Source organism: Paraburkholderia sp. RL18-101-BIB-B (assembly GCF_046026985.1).
GTDB lineage: Bacteria > Pseudomonadota > Gammaproteobacteria > Burkholderiales > Burkholderiaceae > Paraburkholderia.
The window spans coordinates 1-15,355 of record NZ_JARESV010000011.1 but is presented as its reverse complement, the minus strand read 5'-3'; the positions used below and the strand labels follow the sequence as shown (position 1 = coordinate 15,355).

Sequence of the window (15,355 nt, the reverse complement as noted above, 5' to 3'; positions counted from 1 at the left end):
TCTCAATCAGACGCGCTGCTATTTGTATTCGACGAGCACCTCGCGGTATGGCTTGCTTCCCTCGTTGCGCGCCTTGTGCGTCGCAGGGACCTTGGCGCCCTTGCCGATCTCGGACAGGACTTCCAGATATCCGTCCTCGCATTTGAGGGAATAAATCGCGCCCGTTGGCACGTCGAAGATGCCGAGGTCCCCGCCGTTTTCGTCGAAGATATGCAAGGGGGCACCTTCGATCGCGTACCACATGTAGGAATGCGTATGGGTATGTACCGGTGTTTCCTCGCCCGGAGCGAGGACGAAATTCCATACGATGACCTTGTCATTCTCAAACACCTTTTCACTGCCGACACCAGCCAGGATCGTCTCCTTGATTTGCGAATGTCACGGGAGGCGTTCTGCATCGCAGCAGACGCCATTCACGTTCGGACTTCGAAGCGTGTTGATTGGCCGCTGGACCATACTTCGGTAGCGGCGAACCTATCCGCCAGAGTAGGCGAATTTCCCACTTGTCCTTGTCCCTGCCGTATGCAAACTTGTCCCGGACGGGGCCGATTTATCATTCCGGATGATTTTTTTTTGCGCGAAGCGGCCGAGCGAATAAGAGCGCTTTGAATTCATCGGGGCGGCAGGAGCCAATCACCATGTCGGAACCTTTGCGAATCATTCACGGACCGTTTGGAAGAGTGGCGTTGCTCATGCTGGACAAAAGCATGGTCTTGCACGCACACCGGGTTTCTCACGTTATCTTCAAGGAGGGCGGTCCGGACATCCAGTTCGGAATCCGCAATCGTGAGCACGTTTTGTCGGACAGGAACGTGTTGCTCGTGAATGCGTGGGAGCCGCACTTCTATGAGCATCGCCCACAATCGCAGCCGACTGTGCTGCTGGCCCTTTACCTAGAGCCGGACTGGTTGAGGGAGGTCGACCGGCGCTTCGCTTACAGCATTCATCCCCGGTTTTTTTCGAGGCCGTCCGTAGCGTTGCAAGGGAAGCTTGGCCGCCTTCATACTGATCTGCTCGACATCCTGACCGACCGTGAGGGCCAGTCGCTTCAAGCGCTCCAAGGGCTGATCGCCGACATGACCGGCGAACTCGTCGGTGTATTGCCCCAGAGGAATGAGCTGTCAGCGGCCGGATCCGTTGGCGGAATCGCTTACGACATCAGAATTCGTCGCGCGATCGAAGCGATGAAAGAGGTGCGGGGCATCGCACCCGACTTCGATGATCTTGCACAAATGGTTGGGCTATCGCGTCCACATTTCTTCCATCTATTCCGCAAGCAGACAGGCATGACGCCGGCGACATTCGGCAGCATGCTGCGGATGGATCTGTCGATTCAAAGTGTTTCGCAGCAGGAAATGGCACTTCAGGATGTTGCGCTCAATCTGGGCTTTGACTCGCCTGGGAACTTCACGCGCTTCTTTGCTCGTCAGCAAGGGGTGACACCGAGCCAATACAGACACAACGTACAATTTGTCTCTGGCGCAGCGCGATGACCACCGCGCGTGTCGAGCTGACTGTCGATTCCGTCCTCAGCCGGCTGGGAGAGAGAGTTAGGTGCTGGCAGGGGCCGAAACATGTTTTCGATCTGCCGGAACGTCACTGACGATTGCACTTGGGGCGGGGTTTTCCCCTGGATTTGGTGTGAGTCACCCGGACGCGCGGACTGATGCCGTCAGAAAAAGCCAGGGGTCGCACTGCACTCGGGGCATTGTGGAACAGCTGGTTTCACAATAACCCATTGTTTCAAAATGATATTTCCTTTCCTGATGGCGGCCGGGCGCCGCTCGGGCGCTCAGACTTAAGTGGACAAGGTCCAAAGTTGAGTGAATCTCACCCAACAGCAGCATCCCTTCTTGAATTTGTCACCACCCGTCCATATAATTAGCACTCGCTGCACGAGAGTGCTAACAACATCGCCGGTTGGCTCAGCCAGCCGGGTTTTCTCAGCGTTCTTCAGTCTCAATCAAGAGAGGAGTATGTATGAACCTTCGTCCTTTGCATGATCGCGTGATCGTCAAACGTCTGGATCAAGAAACCAAGACCGCGTCGGGCATCGTGATCCCCGAAGCCGCAGCAGAAAAGCCGGATCAAGGCGAAATTCTGGCAGTCGGCCCGGGCAAGCGTGACGACAAGGGCGCTCAAATCGCGCTCGACGTGAAGGTTGGTGACCGCGTCCTGTTCGGGAAGTACGCAGGCCAGACCGTTAAGGTCGACGGCAACGAACTGCTCGTGATGCGCGAAGAAGACATCATGGCCGTGGTGCAAAAGTAAGCGCTGGTCGCTACTTTTCCCGGTCATATCTTAAAGAATTCAAGGAGTTAGAAGATGGCAGCTAAAGACGTCGTATTCGGTGATTCCGCCCGTGCCAAGATGGTTGAAGGCGTGAACATCCTCGCGAACGCTGTGAAGGTCACGCTGGGCCCGAAGGGTCGCAACGTTGTCCTGGAACGCAGCTTCGGCGGCCCGACGGTCACGAAGGACGGTGTGTCGGTCGCGAAAGAGATCGAACTGAAAGACAAGCTCCAGAACATGGGCGCGCAAATGGTCAAGGAAGTTGCTTCCAAGACCAGCGACAACGCAGGTGACGGCACCACGACCGCAACGGTTCTGGCTCAGTCGATCGTCCGCGAAGGCATGAAGTACGTCGCGTCGGGCATGAACCCGATGGACCTGAAGCGCGGTATCGACAAGGCTGTGTTCGCAGCGATCGAAGAGCTGCGCAAGATCAGCAAGCCGTGCACGACCAACAAGGAAATCGCCCAAGTCGGCGCGATTTCGGCAAACAGCGACTCATCGATCGGCGATCGTATCGCTGAAGCCATGGACAAGGTCGGCAAGGAAGGCGTCATCACCGTTGAAGACGGCAAGTCGCTGCAAGACGAGCTGGACGTGGTCGAAGGTATGCAATTCGACCGCGGCTACCTGTCGCCGTACTTCATCAACAACCCGGACAAGCAAGTTGCCGTGTTGGACAACCCGTTCGTGCTGCTGCATGACAAGAAGGTGTCGAACATCCGTGATCTGCTGCCGGTACTGGAGCAAGTCGCCAAGGCTGGCCGTCCGCTGCTGATCATCGCAGAAGACGTCGAAGGCGAAGCACTGGCAACGCTGGTGGTGAACAACATCCGCGGCATTCTGAAGACCGTTGCTGTCAAGGCTCCGGGCTTCGGCGATCGCCGTAAGGCCATGCTGGAAGACATCGCGATCCTGACCGGCGGTCAAGTCATCGCTGAAGAAACCGGCCTGACGCTCGAAAAGGCAACGCTGGCTGAACTGGGTCAAGCGAAGCGCATCGAAGTGGGCAAGGAAAACACGACGATCATCGACGGCGCTGGCGAAGGTGCGAACATCGAAGCACGTGTGAAGCAAGTTCGCACGCAAATCGAAGAAGCAACGTCGGACTATGACCGTGAAAAGCTGCAAGAACGCGTTGCCAAGCTGGCAGGCGGCGTTGCAGTGATCAAGGTCGGCGCTGCGACCGAAGTCGAAATGAAGGAAAAGAAGGCACGTGTCGAAGACGCACTGCACGCAACGCGCGCAGCTGTGGAAGAAGGCATCGTTGCTGGCGGCGGCGTCGCGCTGATCCGCGCACGTACGGCAATCGCCGGCCTGAAGGGCTTGAACGCCGATCAGGACGCAGGTATCAAGATCGTGCTGCGCGCGATGGAAGAGCCGCTGCGCCAGATCGTCACGAACGGTGGCGAAGAAGCCAGCGTCGTGGTGGCAGCTGTTGCTGCTGGCAAGGGCAACTACGGCTACAACGCAGCAACCGGCGAGTACGTCGACCTGGTTGACGCAGGTGTCGTGGATCCGACGAAGGTGACGCGCACGGCGCTGCAAAACGCAGCTTCGGTGGCGGGTCTCCTGCTGACGACCGACGCAGCTGTCTGCGAACTGCCGAAGGAAGATGCTCCGATGGGCGGCGGTATGCCCGGCGGCATGGGCGGCATGGGCATGGACATGTAATTTCAGTTGGGCCTCGTTACGAGGTCCAGTTGGAAGCACATGGGGGAGTGCGCCGCGAGGCGTGCTTCCCAAAAGAAAAAACCCGCAGAAATGCGGCTTTTTTTATGGGCGCTTGCTGCGGGCTGAAGCGCCGGGAAAGCGATCAGCGCTTCGCGTTACCTATCAGTGCCGTGCTTCGCCCGGCGCCGCATCTTTGCCGGCTGTCGGCGGCGTTTCGTCGTCGCTGCTGCGCGCCCAGAAGAACCGGTCCGGCATATACGCGCCCATGCCCGGCCGGAAGGCGTTGCGCAGGGCCTGGTACAAATATTCCTGCGCCTCGCGCACGGCCTCAGCGGGCTCCTGGCCGTTGGCCAGCAACGCGGCGATCGCCGAGCCCAGCGTATCCGTCAAGCCCATGATCCGATGGCTGCCGCGGTCCCACATGTCCTGACGCAACTGGCCGTCTTCGCTGAACAGCGTGTTGACGTGCCGGTGTGTGCCGGTTTCCGTCGACAGAATGTATTCGCAGCCTTGCGACAGCAGATGCGAGATGGCGGCGTCGAGGCTCGGCGCTTCGGCGTCGCCGTCCGGTTGCGCGAGCGCGAGCAGCGTGGCGGAATCGGCGACCAGCAAGGTGGTTTGCGGCGCGAGCAGATCGGCGATCGCTTCGCGCAGTTCGTCGGCGGACAGCACGTGCTCGTCGTCGAGCGTGAAATCGGGGGCGAGAATCAGCGGAATGTCGTCGTAATCGGCGACGACTTCGGCAATCGCGCTCACTACTTCCGCGCGGGTGCAGGCGCCGACCTTGAACGCGGCGATCGGCATGTCTTCGAGCAGCATCCGCGCCTGGGTCGCGACCACTTCAGGGTCGAGCCCGGTGACTTCGTCGCAGCTCGCCGAGTCGCGCACGGTGTAGCCCGTGAGCACGGAGACGCCATGACAGCCCATGCTGGCAAGGGTCATCAGGTCGGCTTGCAGGCCGGAGCCGCCAGTGGGATCGGAAAGGCCGAAGGTGAGGACGATCGGAGGCGTGTCGCTGGGCATGAAGATTGACAGAAAGGAGCTAAATTTAGGCGCAGAGAGTGCGCAATCGACTCAATTATGCGGCCTAAACCGTCGCGAGGGCGTTTTTTCGCATCTCGCGATGCATCGCAGCAAGCCGGCCGCGGCCGGCGCGCGGCATGGCACCGCAACCACCGTGCCGGCCGACGCAAACTGCATAGCCAAAGGCCGTAGCACGCTACGATTGCGCGTTTCTGATTGCTAGGCATTGGGGCGGCAACACGGTACCATCATGGCTCCCGTTTCCACGGACTCTACGACGCGACACAAGAATGGAATATCAAAGCTGGATGTGCCTGATTTGCGGCTGGATTTACGACGAAGAAGCCGGTTTGCCGGACGAAGGCATTGCGCCGGGCACCCGCTGGGAAGACGTCCCCATTAACTGGACCTGCCCGGAGTGCGGCGCGCGTAAGGAAGACTTCGAGATGGTCCAGATCTGAAGTCCGGGAGCAGCCGGCATGCCGGCTGCGGGCCGCGCCGCATGCCTGCGGCGCGGCATTGGCATGGTGTTTCGCAGCCGGCGTGGCGCGCCGGATCGAACGCACCCGGTGCGCTCTGAAGTTTGCCCCAACGCGTCGACGCGGAACGTCCTCGGCTGTGCCGTGTCGCAACGTTAGTCTGTCATTGTCCTGTTGCCGGTTCGCGCGTTAGCCGATCAGTCTGCGTGCGGCGCGAGGCGACGGCCCGTCAGCTTCGTGTCGCCTGCCCATGACTCTTCGATCCGCTGCACCCGTTTCCTTCGATGCCTTGCCGAACCCGCGCGGCGGCGCTGTGCGTCCGGCCGAACTGGCGCTGGCCGAGGCGCTGCTGGCATTCGAACAGCACAGCGAGAGCACCTCGGCGTTGCTGCGTGCGTCGCACGCATTGCGCGGAGCCGGTTGGCTGAGCGCGCAGCGTTTTGCTGACGCGCTGGTGCGGCTGTCGCCGCTCCTGGAGGGCGACCCGGCAGATGCGGCCAACGCGCGGCCCGTGTTCGGCGCGGCCTTGCGCGACTTCCGCGCCGCGCTCGAACGCCACAATCTGCGCGAGCTGTCCTGCTCGCCCGTACTGTTCAATCATTACCGGGCGCTCTGCACGCATCTGTCGGAGCACACGCCCGGTTCCACCGTCGCGTTCGAAGATCTCGCGTTGACCGCGCGGCCGGTGCCGCCGGTCTCGCTGCACGCGCAGTCCGCCGATCAATTGGCTCATCTGCGGGCTCGCTATGAGCGCGCGCTGCTGCCGGTGCTGCGCTCGCAGGCCGATTCCGGCAGTGCGGCGGCACTGGCCGTGACCAATGCGGCGCTCGACGAACTGGACGCCGTTTTCAGTGAACTCGCCGGCCCGGACCCTTACGATTTCTGGCGCCTCGCCAAGGCCTGCGCCAAGGCTTTACGGGTCAGCGGCCGCGCCACCGGGGAAACCGACGCGCGGCGTTTCTACGCCCGTTGCAACCTCGCGCTCGCCGATCATGCGCGCGGCATCGAACTTGCGCCGCGCTCCCTCGTGCGCGCGACGCTTGCGCTGCTGTGGCGCGACTACGCGTTGTTCGGCGCCGCAGCGGAAGACGCCGACCAGGTGGAAGTGCTGCACGACTACGGCTTGACCGTCGACTGGCACGTCGCGGGCACCCAGGCATCCGAAATGCTTTGGGAAGCGGGCGCAGTGCAGGCCCAAGCGATCAGCGCCACGCGCAGTGCACTGACGCGCGAGTTGGGCGTGCTGGCGGTTAGCGCCAACGCGTACGAAGATTTTCTGCAAACCGCGGACGCCTCGATCTCCGCGTTAACCGAGCATGCCCGCGCGGCCGACCAGCCGGAGAAAGCCGATCCCAGCGAAGCGCTGCAGGCGGGCGATGCCGCCTACCGGCTCGGCTCCGCCGCGTGCGCGCTGGGCCTCGGCCACGTGGCGCTGCTGGCCGACGCGCTGGGGCTCGCGTGGCGCCGTCGCGCGCATGCCGGCGTGTCGACGCCCGCGGTGCGTGCGCATGTGATTGTCGGCGCGCCGGCGGCGAGCACGCTCGAGCAGGCCGCCGAGGCCTTGCGTGCTACGTTGCACAAAGTCGCAGCGGGCGTCGCGCCGCCCGGCGGCAACACCGCGCTGGCGGCCTTGACGCGCTCGATCGAGCAGGGCGGCGCGTGAACAGTACGCGTGGCGGATTCGGCCCGCCGGACCCTCTGCCGGCCGGACGCAACGGGCCGCAATGACATATCCCGCCGGCACGCAATACGCGTGCCGCGAAACCCTGCGAACCTGCACCGTGGCGAGCGCCCGCGTGCGTGATAGAGTGCAACTTGAATCGCCGTCGATGGCTCGCGGCACGCTCCATGGCACACATCGCGGTTCCACGCTCAAAGCCCGCCATCCTGCATCGTCTTTGCTAAAATCCGAACTATGTCCAAGAGTACCGATCGCATCAATCTGACCAACCAGTTCCTGATCGCCATGCCGAACATGGCGGATCCGACGTTTTCAGGAACGGTGGTCTACCTTTGCGATCACAGTGAGCGCGGTGCGCTCGGCCTCGTGATCAACCGGCCGACCGATATCGACCTGCAAGCGCTCTTCAGTCGCATCGATCTCAAGCTCGAGATCGAACCCCTTCTCCATGTGCCCGTTTATTTCGGCGGCCCGGTGCAAACCGAGCGCGGCTTCGTGCTGCACGATCCGAAAGACGGCAACGCGTACACCTCGTCCATGTCGGTGCCGGGCGGTCTCGAGATGACCACCTCGAAAGACGTGCTCGAAGCGGTGGCGAGCGGCACGGGTCCCGAGCGTTTCCTGCTCACGCTCGGCCATGCCGGCTGGGGCGCGGGCCAGCTCGAAGAAGAGATTTCGAAGAATGGCTGGCTGACGGTCGAAGCCGACCCGAAGATCGTCTTCGACGTACCCGCCGAAGAGCGTCTCGAAGCCGCGCTGGCCTTGCTCGGCATCAACCTGTCCATGCTGTCGGGCGAGGCGGGTCACGCATGAGCCTGCCGGGCGGACGTGAGGCGACGCTGCTTGCGTTCGACTACGGTGAAAAACGCATCGGCGTGGCGGTCGGCAATTCGCTGACGCGTCGCGCGCGGGCGCTCGTGATCGTGCAGAACCGCAGCCGCGAATACCGTTTCGAGGCGGTCGGCAAACTGATCGCCGAATGGAAGCCGGACGCGCTCGTGGTCGGCTTGCCGATGCATCCGGACGGCACGCCGCACGAAATGACGCAGCTCGCGAAGCGCTTCGGCAATCAGCTGAACGGCCGCTTCAATCTGCCGGTCACGTGGATCGACGAACGCTATTCGTCGGTCGAGGCGAAGGCGGAAATCCGCGTCGGCAACGGCCGCGCCGACATGCTCGACGCCGAAGCCGCCAGCATCATCCTCCAGCAATATCTAGACGGACTTTCCGACGATCATGAGTTCCATTGACGCCGAAGCGCTTTATCGCGCGCTGCTCGACCAGATTCGCGCGGTGTATGGCGACCAGCTCGGCGGCGGGCAAGACGGCGCCGAAGGCGCGGTGCTGGCCGGCATCTACAGCGGCGGCGCGTGGCTTGCCGAGCGGCTGGCGCGCGACCTGAACCTGCGGAGCTTCGGCGTGGTGAACGTCGCGCTGCATCGCGACGATTACGCGAAGAAAGGCCTGCACTCGCAGGCGAGCCCGACCTCGCTGCCGTTTTCGGTCGACGGCCGCCGTATCGTGCTGGTCGACGACGTGCTGTACACCGGCCGCACGATTCGCGCGGCGCTGAACGAGCTGTACGACTACGGCCGCCCGGCATCGGTCGAACTGGCGGTGCTCGCCGATCGCGGCGGGCGCGAATTGCCGGTGGCGGCGCGCTTTGTCGGCGGCGTGATGAACATTCCCGCCGACGCCACGCTCGTGCTGGCCCGCTCGGAAAGCGTTGAAGCAGGCGGCGCACCCGGTCAGCCGCGTTTCACTTTTCACACTGAAGCACGCGTCGACTGAACACGGCGCGATGAGTCAGGCGCGCAGCGAGTCCGTCGCAATCGGCGCATTGCATCGAGCCATCACACGCCACACAAGAGAGATTTTTCGAGCCGGTCGCCGCGGCATCGCGCGCGAAAGCCGGCTTGGCATCGTCACACGCAGTCAGCATCGACACCGATCACGTTGAAAGCCCGTATTTGAAGCAGGTACACCATGAACACCGCCACCCAGGCTCCCAAGGATTCCGCCGATAGCGCCACCGAGCGCTTCCGTTATGGCTTCCTGAAGGGCAACCCGCAGCTCACGAAAAACGGCGAGCTGAAACATCTGTTGTCGATCGAGGGCTTGCCGAAGGCGATCGTCAATCACATTCTCGACACCGCCGACCAGTTCGTCAGCGTGACCGATCGCGAGGTGAAGAAGGTGCCGCTGTTGCGCGGCAAGTCGGTGTTCAACCTGTTCTTCGAGAACTCGACGCGCACCCGCACCACCTTCGAGATCGCCGCGACGCGTCTGTCGGCGGACGTGCTGAATCTGAACATCAATGCGTCGTCGACCAGCAAGGGCGAGTCGCTGCTCGACACGATCAACAACCTCTCGGCGATGCATGCCGACATGTTCGTCGTGCGCCATGCGTCGAGCGGCGCGCCTTATCTGATTGCCCAGCATTGCGCGCCGCATGTGCACGTGATCAATGCCGGCGACGGCCGTCATGCGCACCCCACGCAGGGGCTGCTCGACATGTACACGATCCGCCACTACAAGAAGGACTTCACGAAGCTGCGCGTGGCGATCGTCGGCGACATTCTGCATTCGCGGGTCGCCCGCTCGGACATTCATGCGCTGACCACACTCGGTGTGCCGGAAGTGCGCGCGATCGGTCCGCGCACGCTGTTGCCGGGCGGCCTGGAACAGATGGGCGTGCGCGTGTTTCACAACCTCGACGAAGGTCTAAAGGACGTCGACGTGATCATCATGCTGCGTCTGCAGAACGAACGGATGAGCGGCGCATTGCTGCCGTCGGCGCAGGAGTATTTCAAGAGTTGGGGCTTGACGCCGGAGCGTCTCGCGCTCGCCGCGCCCGACGCGATCGTGATGCACCCGGGCCCGATGAACCGCGGCGTCGAAATCGATTCGCAAGTGGCCGATGGCCCGCAATCGGTGATTCTGAACCAGGTGACCTTCGGGATCGCGGTGCGCATGGCGGTGATGGGGATCGTCGCGGGCAACCACGATTGATCTTGCAAGGTGCAGCGCGGCGTCGATCGTGAATGGCACGGCGCGCGCGTCGCGAAAGCACAGTACGAACACGCGGCATATTGCGCGGAACGTAGCTGAACGTTAGGTTGAACATAAGGCAGCGCATGAAGATTCATATTCAAGGCGGCACGCTGATCGATCCGGCAGCGGGCACCGAACAGCAGCAGGACATTTTTATCGAAGCGGGCAAGATCGTCGCCATCGGCAACGCGCCCGCGGAGTTCAACGCGTCGAAGACGATCGACGCCAAAGGCCTGTGTGTCGTGCCGGGTCTGGTCGATCTCTCGGCGCGTTTGCGCGAGCCGGGCTACGAACACAAGGCGACGCTCGAATCCGAAATGGCCGCGGCGCTCGCGGGTGGCGTGACGAGCCTCGTGTGTCCGCCGGACACCGATCCGACGCTCGATGAACCGGGCCTCGTCGAGATGCTCAAGTTCCGCGCGCGCAATCTGGATCAGGCGCACGTGTATCCGCTCGGCGCGCTGACGGTCGGCCTCAAGGGGCAGGTCATCACCGAGATGGTCGAGTTGACCGAAGCGGGCTGCATCGGCTTTTCGCAGGCCGACGTGCCGGTGGTCGACACTCAGGTGCTGATGCGCGCGCTGCAATACGCGAAGACCTACGGTTACACCGTGTGGCTGCGTCCCGTGGACGCTTATCTCGGCAAGGGCGGCGTGGCCGCGAGCGGCGCGCTGGCGTCGCGGTTGGGGCTGTCGGGCGTGCCGGTGTCGGCGGAAACCATCGCGCTGCACACCATCTTCGAACTGGTGCGCGTGACCGGTGCACGGGTGCATCTGTCGCACGTGTCGTCGGCGGCGGGCGTCGCGCTGATGCACGCGGCGAAGGCCGAGGGCCTGCCGGTGTCGTGCGACGTCACCGTGAATCACGTGCATCTGATCGACCTCGACATCGGCTACTTCGACGCGCAGTTCCGGCTCGACCCGCCGTTGCGTCAACAGCGCGATCGCGAAGCGATTCGCGCGGGTCTGGTCGACGGCACGATCGACGCGATCTGCTCCGACCACACGCCCGTCGACGACGACGAAAAGCTGCTGCCCTTCGCCGAGGCCACGCCCGGTGCGACCGGGCTGGAGCTGTTCCTGTCCCTGACGGTGAAGTGGGCCGACGAAGCAGGCGTGCCGCTCGCCAAGGCGCTGAACCGAATCACCACGGCGCCGGCCGATGTGCTCAATCTGGACGCGGCCGGTCGTATCGCCGTGGGCGGCGTGGCCGATCTTTGCGTGTTCGACCGAAATGCTTACTGGCGCGTCGAGCCGCGCGCGTTGAAGAGCCAGGGGCACAATACGCCGTTCCTCGGCTACGAATTGCCGGCGCGCGTGCGTGCGACCATCGTGTCCGGGCACGTCGCGTTCGAACAGCGCTGATCGCCGCGGTGTTGCTACTCTCGTCGTCCCGCTCATAAGCCAGTTCGTGGCCCAATCAGGAACGCTCCGACCATGAAGCTCGCGTTACGCAAGGCCCGTCTCGTCGCCCATCTGCTGCACGGCATGTGGATCGTGGCGACGCGCTTTCCCAAAGCCAGCGCCCATGTGCGTCACACGCTCAATCGCGAATGGTCGCTGAAGATGTTGCGCCTGTGCGGCATGCGGCTCGTCGTGCATAACGACAGCGCACGGCTCGATCGCGGCGCGCTGGTGGTCGCCAACCACATCTCGTGGATCGACATCTACGTGATCAATGCGTGGCGGCCCACACCCTTTGTCTCGAAGGCCGAGATCCGGCAATGGCCGGTGGTCGGCTGGCTCGCGCAGCAACTGGACACAGTGTTCATTCAGCGCGAAAAGCGCAGCGACGCGAAGCGGATCATGCATGAACTGTCCGACCGCCTGGGCGCGGGCGAATTGATGTGCGTGTTTCCCGAGGGCACCACGTCCAATGGTCTCGCGCTGCTGCCGTTTCACGCGAACCTGTTTCAGGCGGCCGTGTCGGCGTCGGCGGCGGTGCAGCCGCTGTGCATCATGTATGAGGACGCGCAGGGCCGGCAATCCACCGCGCCTGCCTATATCGACGATCTGTCGCTCGCCGATTCTCTGAATCTGCTGCTGAGCGGCGGACCGCTCACCGCGCATATCTATGTCTGCGCACCGCTCGCGCCAGGCGCGGACCGGCGCACGCTGGCGGCAGAAGCGGAAGGTGTGATTGCGGCCGCATTGCAGGCGATGCAAAGCGGCACCGCGACAACCGGCGCGGTGATGGCGGAGCGGGCCGCCACATCCGCCGCCGTGGCAACGCTGATCGAAGAACCAGTCGATCAGGTCGACCAGTCAGGACGTTCGGCCTAACATTTGGGCTGACCTCGGGCCTTTCATCCGGCCGCGTCACCGCGGCGAGTTAGTTGCCGCCGCCCGGCGCGCGGCAGTTTTCGCAATCGACCTGCGTCAGCGTGCGTTCCGCGGGCTTTTGCGCGAGACGCACGGCGGACAGTTGTTCGCCCCACACGCAGCCTGAGTCGAGACCGATCAGGTTGTCACGCAAAATCAGTCCGAGCGCGGCCCAATGACCGAACACCACCGTCACATCGGCGGTCTTGCGCGACGGGACATCGAACCACGGCATGCAACCCGGCGGCGCCGCGTTCAGGCTGCCGCTGCTGCTGAAATCCATCACGCCTTCGGCGTTGCAAAAGCGGATGCGCGTCAACGCGCTGCACGTCAAACGCAGCCGCTCGATGCCCTTCAGTCCCGGTTTCCAGCGATTCGGCTCGTTGCCGTACAAACCGGCGAGCGTCTCTTTCCAGCTCGGCGCACGCAGGGCGCGCTGCAATTCGTCGGCGAGTTCGAGCGTCAGATTCACATCCCACTGCGGCAGCACGCCCGCATGGACCATCAGCATGCCGTTGTCGAAGTGCGCGATCGGACGGTGGCGGATCCATTCGAGCAGGTCGGCGGCATCCGGCGCGGCGAGAATCTCGTCGATCGTGTCGCCTTTCTTCGACTTGCGAATCCCCGCCGACACCGACAGCAGATGCAGGTCGTGATTGCCCAGCACCGGCACCGCCTGCTCGCCGAGCGCGATGACGTCGCGCAACGTGGCCAGCGACTCGGTGCCGCGGTTGATCAGGTCGCCCGCGAACCACAGCGGCGTACCGGTCGGCGGCGCGGCCTTGGCCAGCAGTTGCTGGAACGGCGTGCGGCAACCTTGCAGATCGCCGAAAGCGAGCGGGAGTGGGGACGGATCGGAAAGAGCGGAAGACGTGGTGGACGGTGTCATCAAGGAAATGGGTGCGGTTTGATACACGCTGTTACGCACGAGGCGTGCCGCGTTGGGCAATGCAACATATTAGCGTGACATAATAGCCCGTTTGAAGGGTTCATATCGCGTCAGGCGCTGCTGGCAAGCGGGCTGGTGCAGGACCCCGCGATATTGCGACACAACAGGATGACTTTCATGAACGGAGAAAGCATGTCGTCTTTTCATGCAGAGCAACCTATCCGTACGCTCGTCACCGGGGCGAGCGGCTTTACTGGCCGCTATCTGGTCGATAACCTGCTCGGTCGCGGCCACACTGTGATCGAAACGGTCGCCGGGCGCGACGAGCCAGAAACGCCGACGCGCCTGAGGCTCGACATCACGTCGCCGGATGCCTGCCGGCGCGTGATCGAAACCGCGCGGCCCGACTACATTGTCCATCTGGCCGCGATCAGCTTTGTAGGCCATAACGATCCGCTCGACTTTTACCGCGTCAACGTAATCGGCACGCTGAATCTGCTGGAGGCGTGCGCCGCTGTCGGCCATACGCCCCGCAAGCTGCTGATCGCGAGCAGCGCGAACGTCTACGGCAACGTGACGAGCGACGCCATCGACGAGAGCTTTCCGGTCACGCCGGTCAATCACTACGCGGCCAGCAAGGCGGCGATGGAAACCATGGTGCGGACCTGGTTCGACCGCCTGCCGATCCTGATCGTGCGGCCGTTCAACTATACCGGCCGCGGCCAGGCGTCCAACTTCCTCGTGCCGAAGATCGTCGAGCACTTCGCGCGCCGCGAACCGTCGATCGAACTCGGCAATATCGACGTTGCGCGCGATTTCTCCGACGTGCGCTACGTGGCGAACGCCTATGAAGCGTTGCTCGACTCCGAGGCCGCTTCGGAAACGGTCAATGTCTGCACCGGCACGCCTTTCACGTTGCGCGAAATTCTCTCGGCGGCAAGCAATCTGACGGGGCATGAGCTCGAGATTCAGATCAATCCCGCCTTCGTGCGACAAACCGATGTAAAGATGCTGGCCGGTTCGCCCGCCAAGCTGCGCACGCTCGTGCCGAAAGTCGAGGCCATTCCGTTCATGGATACGCTGCGCTGGATGCTGGCGGCATAATCGGCCGCACCCGCGCGGCAATCCGCCATCTTTTTGGGCCATGGTGACGCGCGACTTTCGATCGCGTATAAACAATCATAATGCTTCGCATTGCATGCTGATTTGTTCAGATGTGTGCGGTGTTGCCTCCCGTTTTGCCGGTGCGTCGCGTTGAATCAGGCCGCTAGCCGTTCCATCGGCGCGGCGCTCCATCATGCCTACGGCCGTTCACAGCGACATTTATCATGAAAGTGACGGCGGGATTGAATGATGGAAACCAAACTTGTCAAGCTGTTTCAAGTTGTTAGGGTTCTAGTTTTTGCCTTAGGCGGCTTTATAATCGGGGCTTCATAAGATTGGCGTTTGAGCGCCCGCCCGCAATGTCAGGGGCGGCGGCGGGCGTCGACAAGATTCCGACACCACAACGCGTGGGAGCAGGTCAGTCAGCCTAATTCGACCTGCTACCAAACATCTAGAAGGGAATTTCATGATTCTGGTAACGGGCGGCGCCGGTTTTATCGGCGCCAATTTCGTGCTCGACTGGCTCAATGCGTCGGACGAAGCGGTACTGAACGTGGACAAGCTGACGTACGCCGGCAATCTGGGTACGCTCAAGTCGCAACGAAACAATCCGAAGCACATTTTCGTGCGCGCGGATATCTGCGATCGCGCCGCGCTCGACGCGCTCTTTGCCGAGCATAAGCCGCGTGCCGTGCTGCATTTTGCCGCCGAGAGCCATGTGGATCGTTCGATCCATGGCCCGGCTGATTTCGTGCAAACGAACGTGGTCGGCACCTTCACGCTGCTCGAGGCGGCCCGCCATTACTGGAATGCGCTCGGCGAGGCAGACAAGGCCGCG

The 15,355-nt window shown here is 62.7% G+C and carries 16 protein-coding genes; 13 read left to right on the top strand and 3 right to left on the bottom strand.

Annotated features, from left to right (window positions below; all coding sequences use genetic code 11):
* Positions 1 to 18: 18 nt before the first annotated feature.
* The gene (locus tag P0D73_RS17890; RefSeq protein WP_408432349.1) at positions 19 to 330 is read right to left on the bottom strand and encodes a cupin domain-containing protein; all 312 of its coding nucleotides are present in this window, start codon (positions 328 to 330) and stop codon (positions 19 to 21) included.
* Between the two features lie 308 nt (positions 331 to 638).
* On the opposite strand from P0D73_RS17890, the gene P0D73_RS17885 reads away from it, so the two are divergent.
* The 3 genes from P0D73_RS17885 to groL all read left to right on the top strand — a co-directional run bounded on the left by P0D73_RS17885 (position 639) and on the right by groL (position 3,966).
* Positions 639 to 1,493, top strand: coding sequence for a helix-turn-helix transcriptional regulator (locus tag P0D73_RS17885; protein ID WP_408432347.1), 855 nt, complete (start codon positions 639 to 641; stop codon positions 1,491 to 1,493).
* Positions 1,494 to 1,980: 487 nt separating this feature from the next.
* Positions 1,981 to 2,271 carry a co-chaperone GroES gene (gene groES, locus P0D73_RS17880; protein WP_007178996.1) on the top strand — a complete coding sequence of 97 codons (291 nt, stop codon included), beginning with the start codon at positions 1,981 to 1,983 and terminating at the stop codon, positions 2,269 to 2,271.
* Positions 2,272 to 2,325: 54 nt separating this feature from the next.
* Positions 2,326 to 3,966, top strand: coding sequence for a chaperonin GroEL (gene groL / locus P0D73_RS17875; RefSeq protein WP_132375877.1), 1,641 nt, complete (start codon positions 2,326 to 2,328; stop codon positions 3,964 to 3,966).
* 162 nt (positions 3,967 to 4,128) lie between these two features.
* On the opposite strand, the gene P0D73_RS17870 is transcribed toward groL, so the two are convergent.
* Positions 4,129 to 4,989: a hydroxymethylpyrimidine/phosphomethylpyrimidine kinase gene (locus tag P0D73_RS17870; protein WP_408258202.1), complete on the bottom strand. Its 861-nt coding sequence runs from the start codon at positions 4,987 to 4,989 to the stop codon at positions 4,129 to 4,131.
* Positions 4,990 to 5,279: 290 nt separating this feature from the next.
* Between P0D73_RS17870 and P0D73_RS17865 the strand changes: the two genes are divergently transcribed.
* The 8 genes from P0D73_RS17865 (at position 5,280) to P0D73_RS17830 (ending at position 12,485) form a co-directional block, all read left to right on the top strand.
* Positions 5,280 to 5,450: a rubredoxin gene (locus P0D73_RS17865; RefSeq protein WP_006047743.1), complete on the top strand. Its 171-nt coding sequence runs from the start codon at positions 5,280 to 5,282 to the stop codon at positions 5,448 to 5,450.
* Between the two features lie 268 nt (positions 5,451 to 5,718).
* A complete protein-coding gene (locus P0D73_RS17860; protein WP_408432345.1) occupies positions 5,719 to 7,131 on the top strand; it encodes a FimL-related protein in 1,413 nt (470 codons plus the stop codon).
* Between the two features lie 252 nt (positions 7,132 to 7,383).
* The gene (locus P0D73_RS17855; protein WP_007178990.1) at positions 7,384 to 7,962 is read left to right on the top strand and encodes a YqgE/AlgH family protein; all 579 of its coding nucleotides are present in this window, start codon (positions 7,384 to 7,386) and stop codon (positions 7,960 to 7,962) included.
* Positions 7,959 to 8,399, top strand: a complete 441-nt coding sequence (ruvX, locus tag P0D73_RS17850) for a Holliday junction resolvase RuvX (RefSeq protein ID WP_408432343.1) — start codon at positions 7,959 to 7,961, stop codon at positions 8,397 to 8,399. Before P0D73_RS17855 ends, ruvX begins: the two co-directional genes overlap by 4 nt.
* Positions 8,386 to 8,940, top strand: a complete 555-nt coding sequence (pyrR, locus tag P0D73_RS17845) for a bifunctional pyr operon transcriptional regulator/uracil phosphoribosyltransferase PyrR (protein WP_408432341.1) — start codon at positions 8,386 to 8,388, stop codon at positions 8,938 to 8,940. The genes ruvX and pyrR overlap by 14 nt, the downstream gene beginning before the upstream one ends.
* A 195-nt stretch (positions 8,941 to 9,135) precedes the next feature.
* On the top strand, positions 9,136 to 10,161 hold the full coding sequence (locus P0D73_RS17840) for an aspartate carbamoyltransferase catalytic subunit (RefSeq protein ID WP_012431924.1): 1,026 nt from the start codon (positions 9,136 to 9,138) through the stop codon (positions 10,159 to 10,161).
* A gap of 125 nt (positions 10,162 to 10,286) precedes the next feature.
* Entirely contained in the window at positions 10,287 to 11,567 is a 1,281-nt protein-coding gene (locus tag P0D73_RS17835; RefSeq protein WP_408179359.1) for a dihydroorotase, read from the top strand.
* Between the two features lie 72 nt (positions 11,568 to 11,639).
* Positions 11,640 to 12,485 carry a lysophospholipid acyltransferase family protein gene (locus P0D73_RS17830; protein ID WP_408432339.1) on the top strand — a complete coding sequence of 282 codons (846 nt, stop codon included), beginning with the start codon at positions 11,640 to 11,642 and terminating at the stop codon, positions 12,483 to 12,485.
* Between the two features lie 49 nt (positions 12,486 to 12,534).
* Here P0D73_RS17830 and P0D73_RS17825 read toward each other — a convergent pair whose 3' ends face one another.
* Positions 12,535 to 13,413: a symmetrical bis(5'-nucleosyl)-tetraphosphatase gene (locus P0D73_RS17825; RefSeq protein WP_408432337.1), complete on the bottom strand. Its 879-nt coding sequence runs from the start codon at positions 13,411 to 13,413 to the stop codon at positions 12,535 to 12,537.
* 192 nt (positions 13,414 to 13,605) lie between these two features.
* On the opposite strand from P0D73_RS17825, the gene P0D73_RS17820 reads away from it, so the two are divergent.
* Positions 13,606 to 14,517, top strand: a complete 912-nt coding sequence (locus P0D73_RS17820; RefSeq protein ID WP_408179364.1) for a GDP-mannose 4,6-dehydratase — start codon at positions 13,606 to 13,608, stop codon at positions 14,515 to 14,517.
* A gap of 466 nt (positions 14,518 to 14,983) precedes the next feature.
* The coding region (locus tag P0D73_RS17815; protein ID WP_408432335.1) for a GDP-mannose 4,6-dehydratase at positions 14,984 to 15,355 on the top strand (372 nt) is incomplete at its 3' end.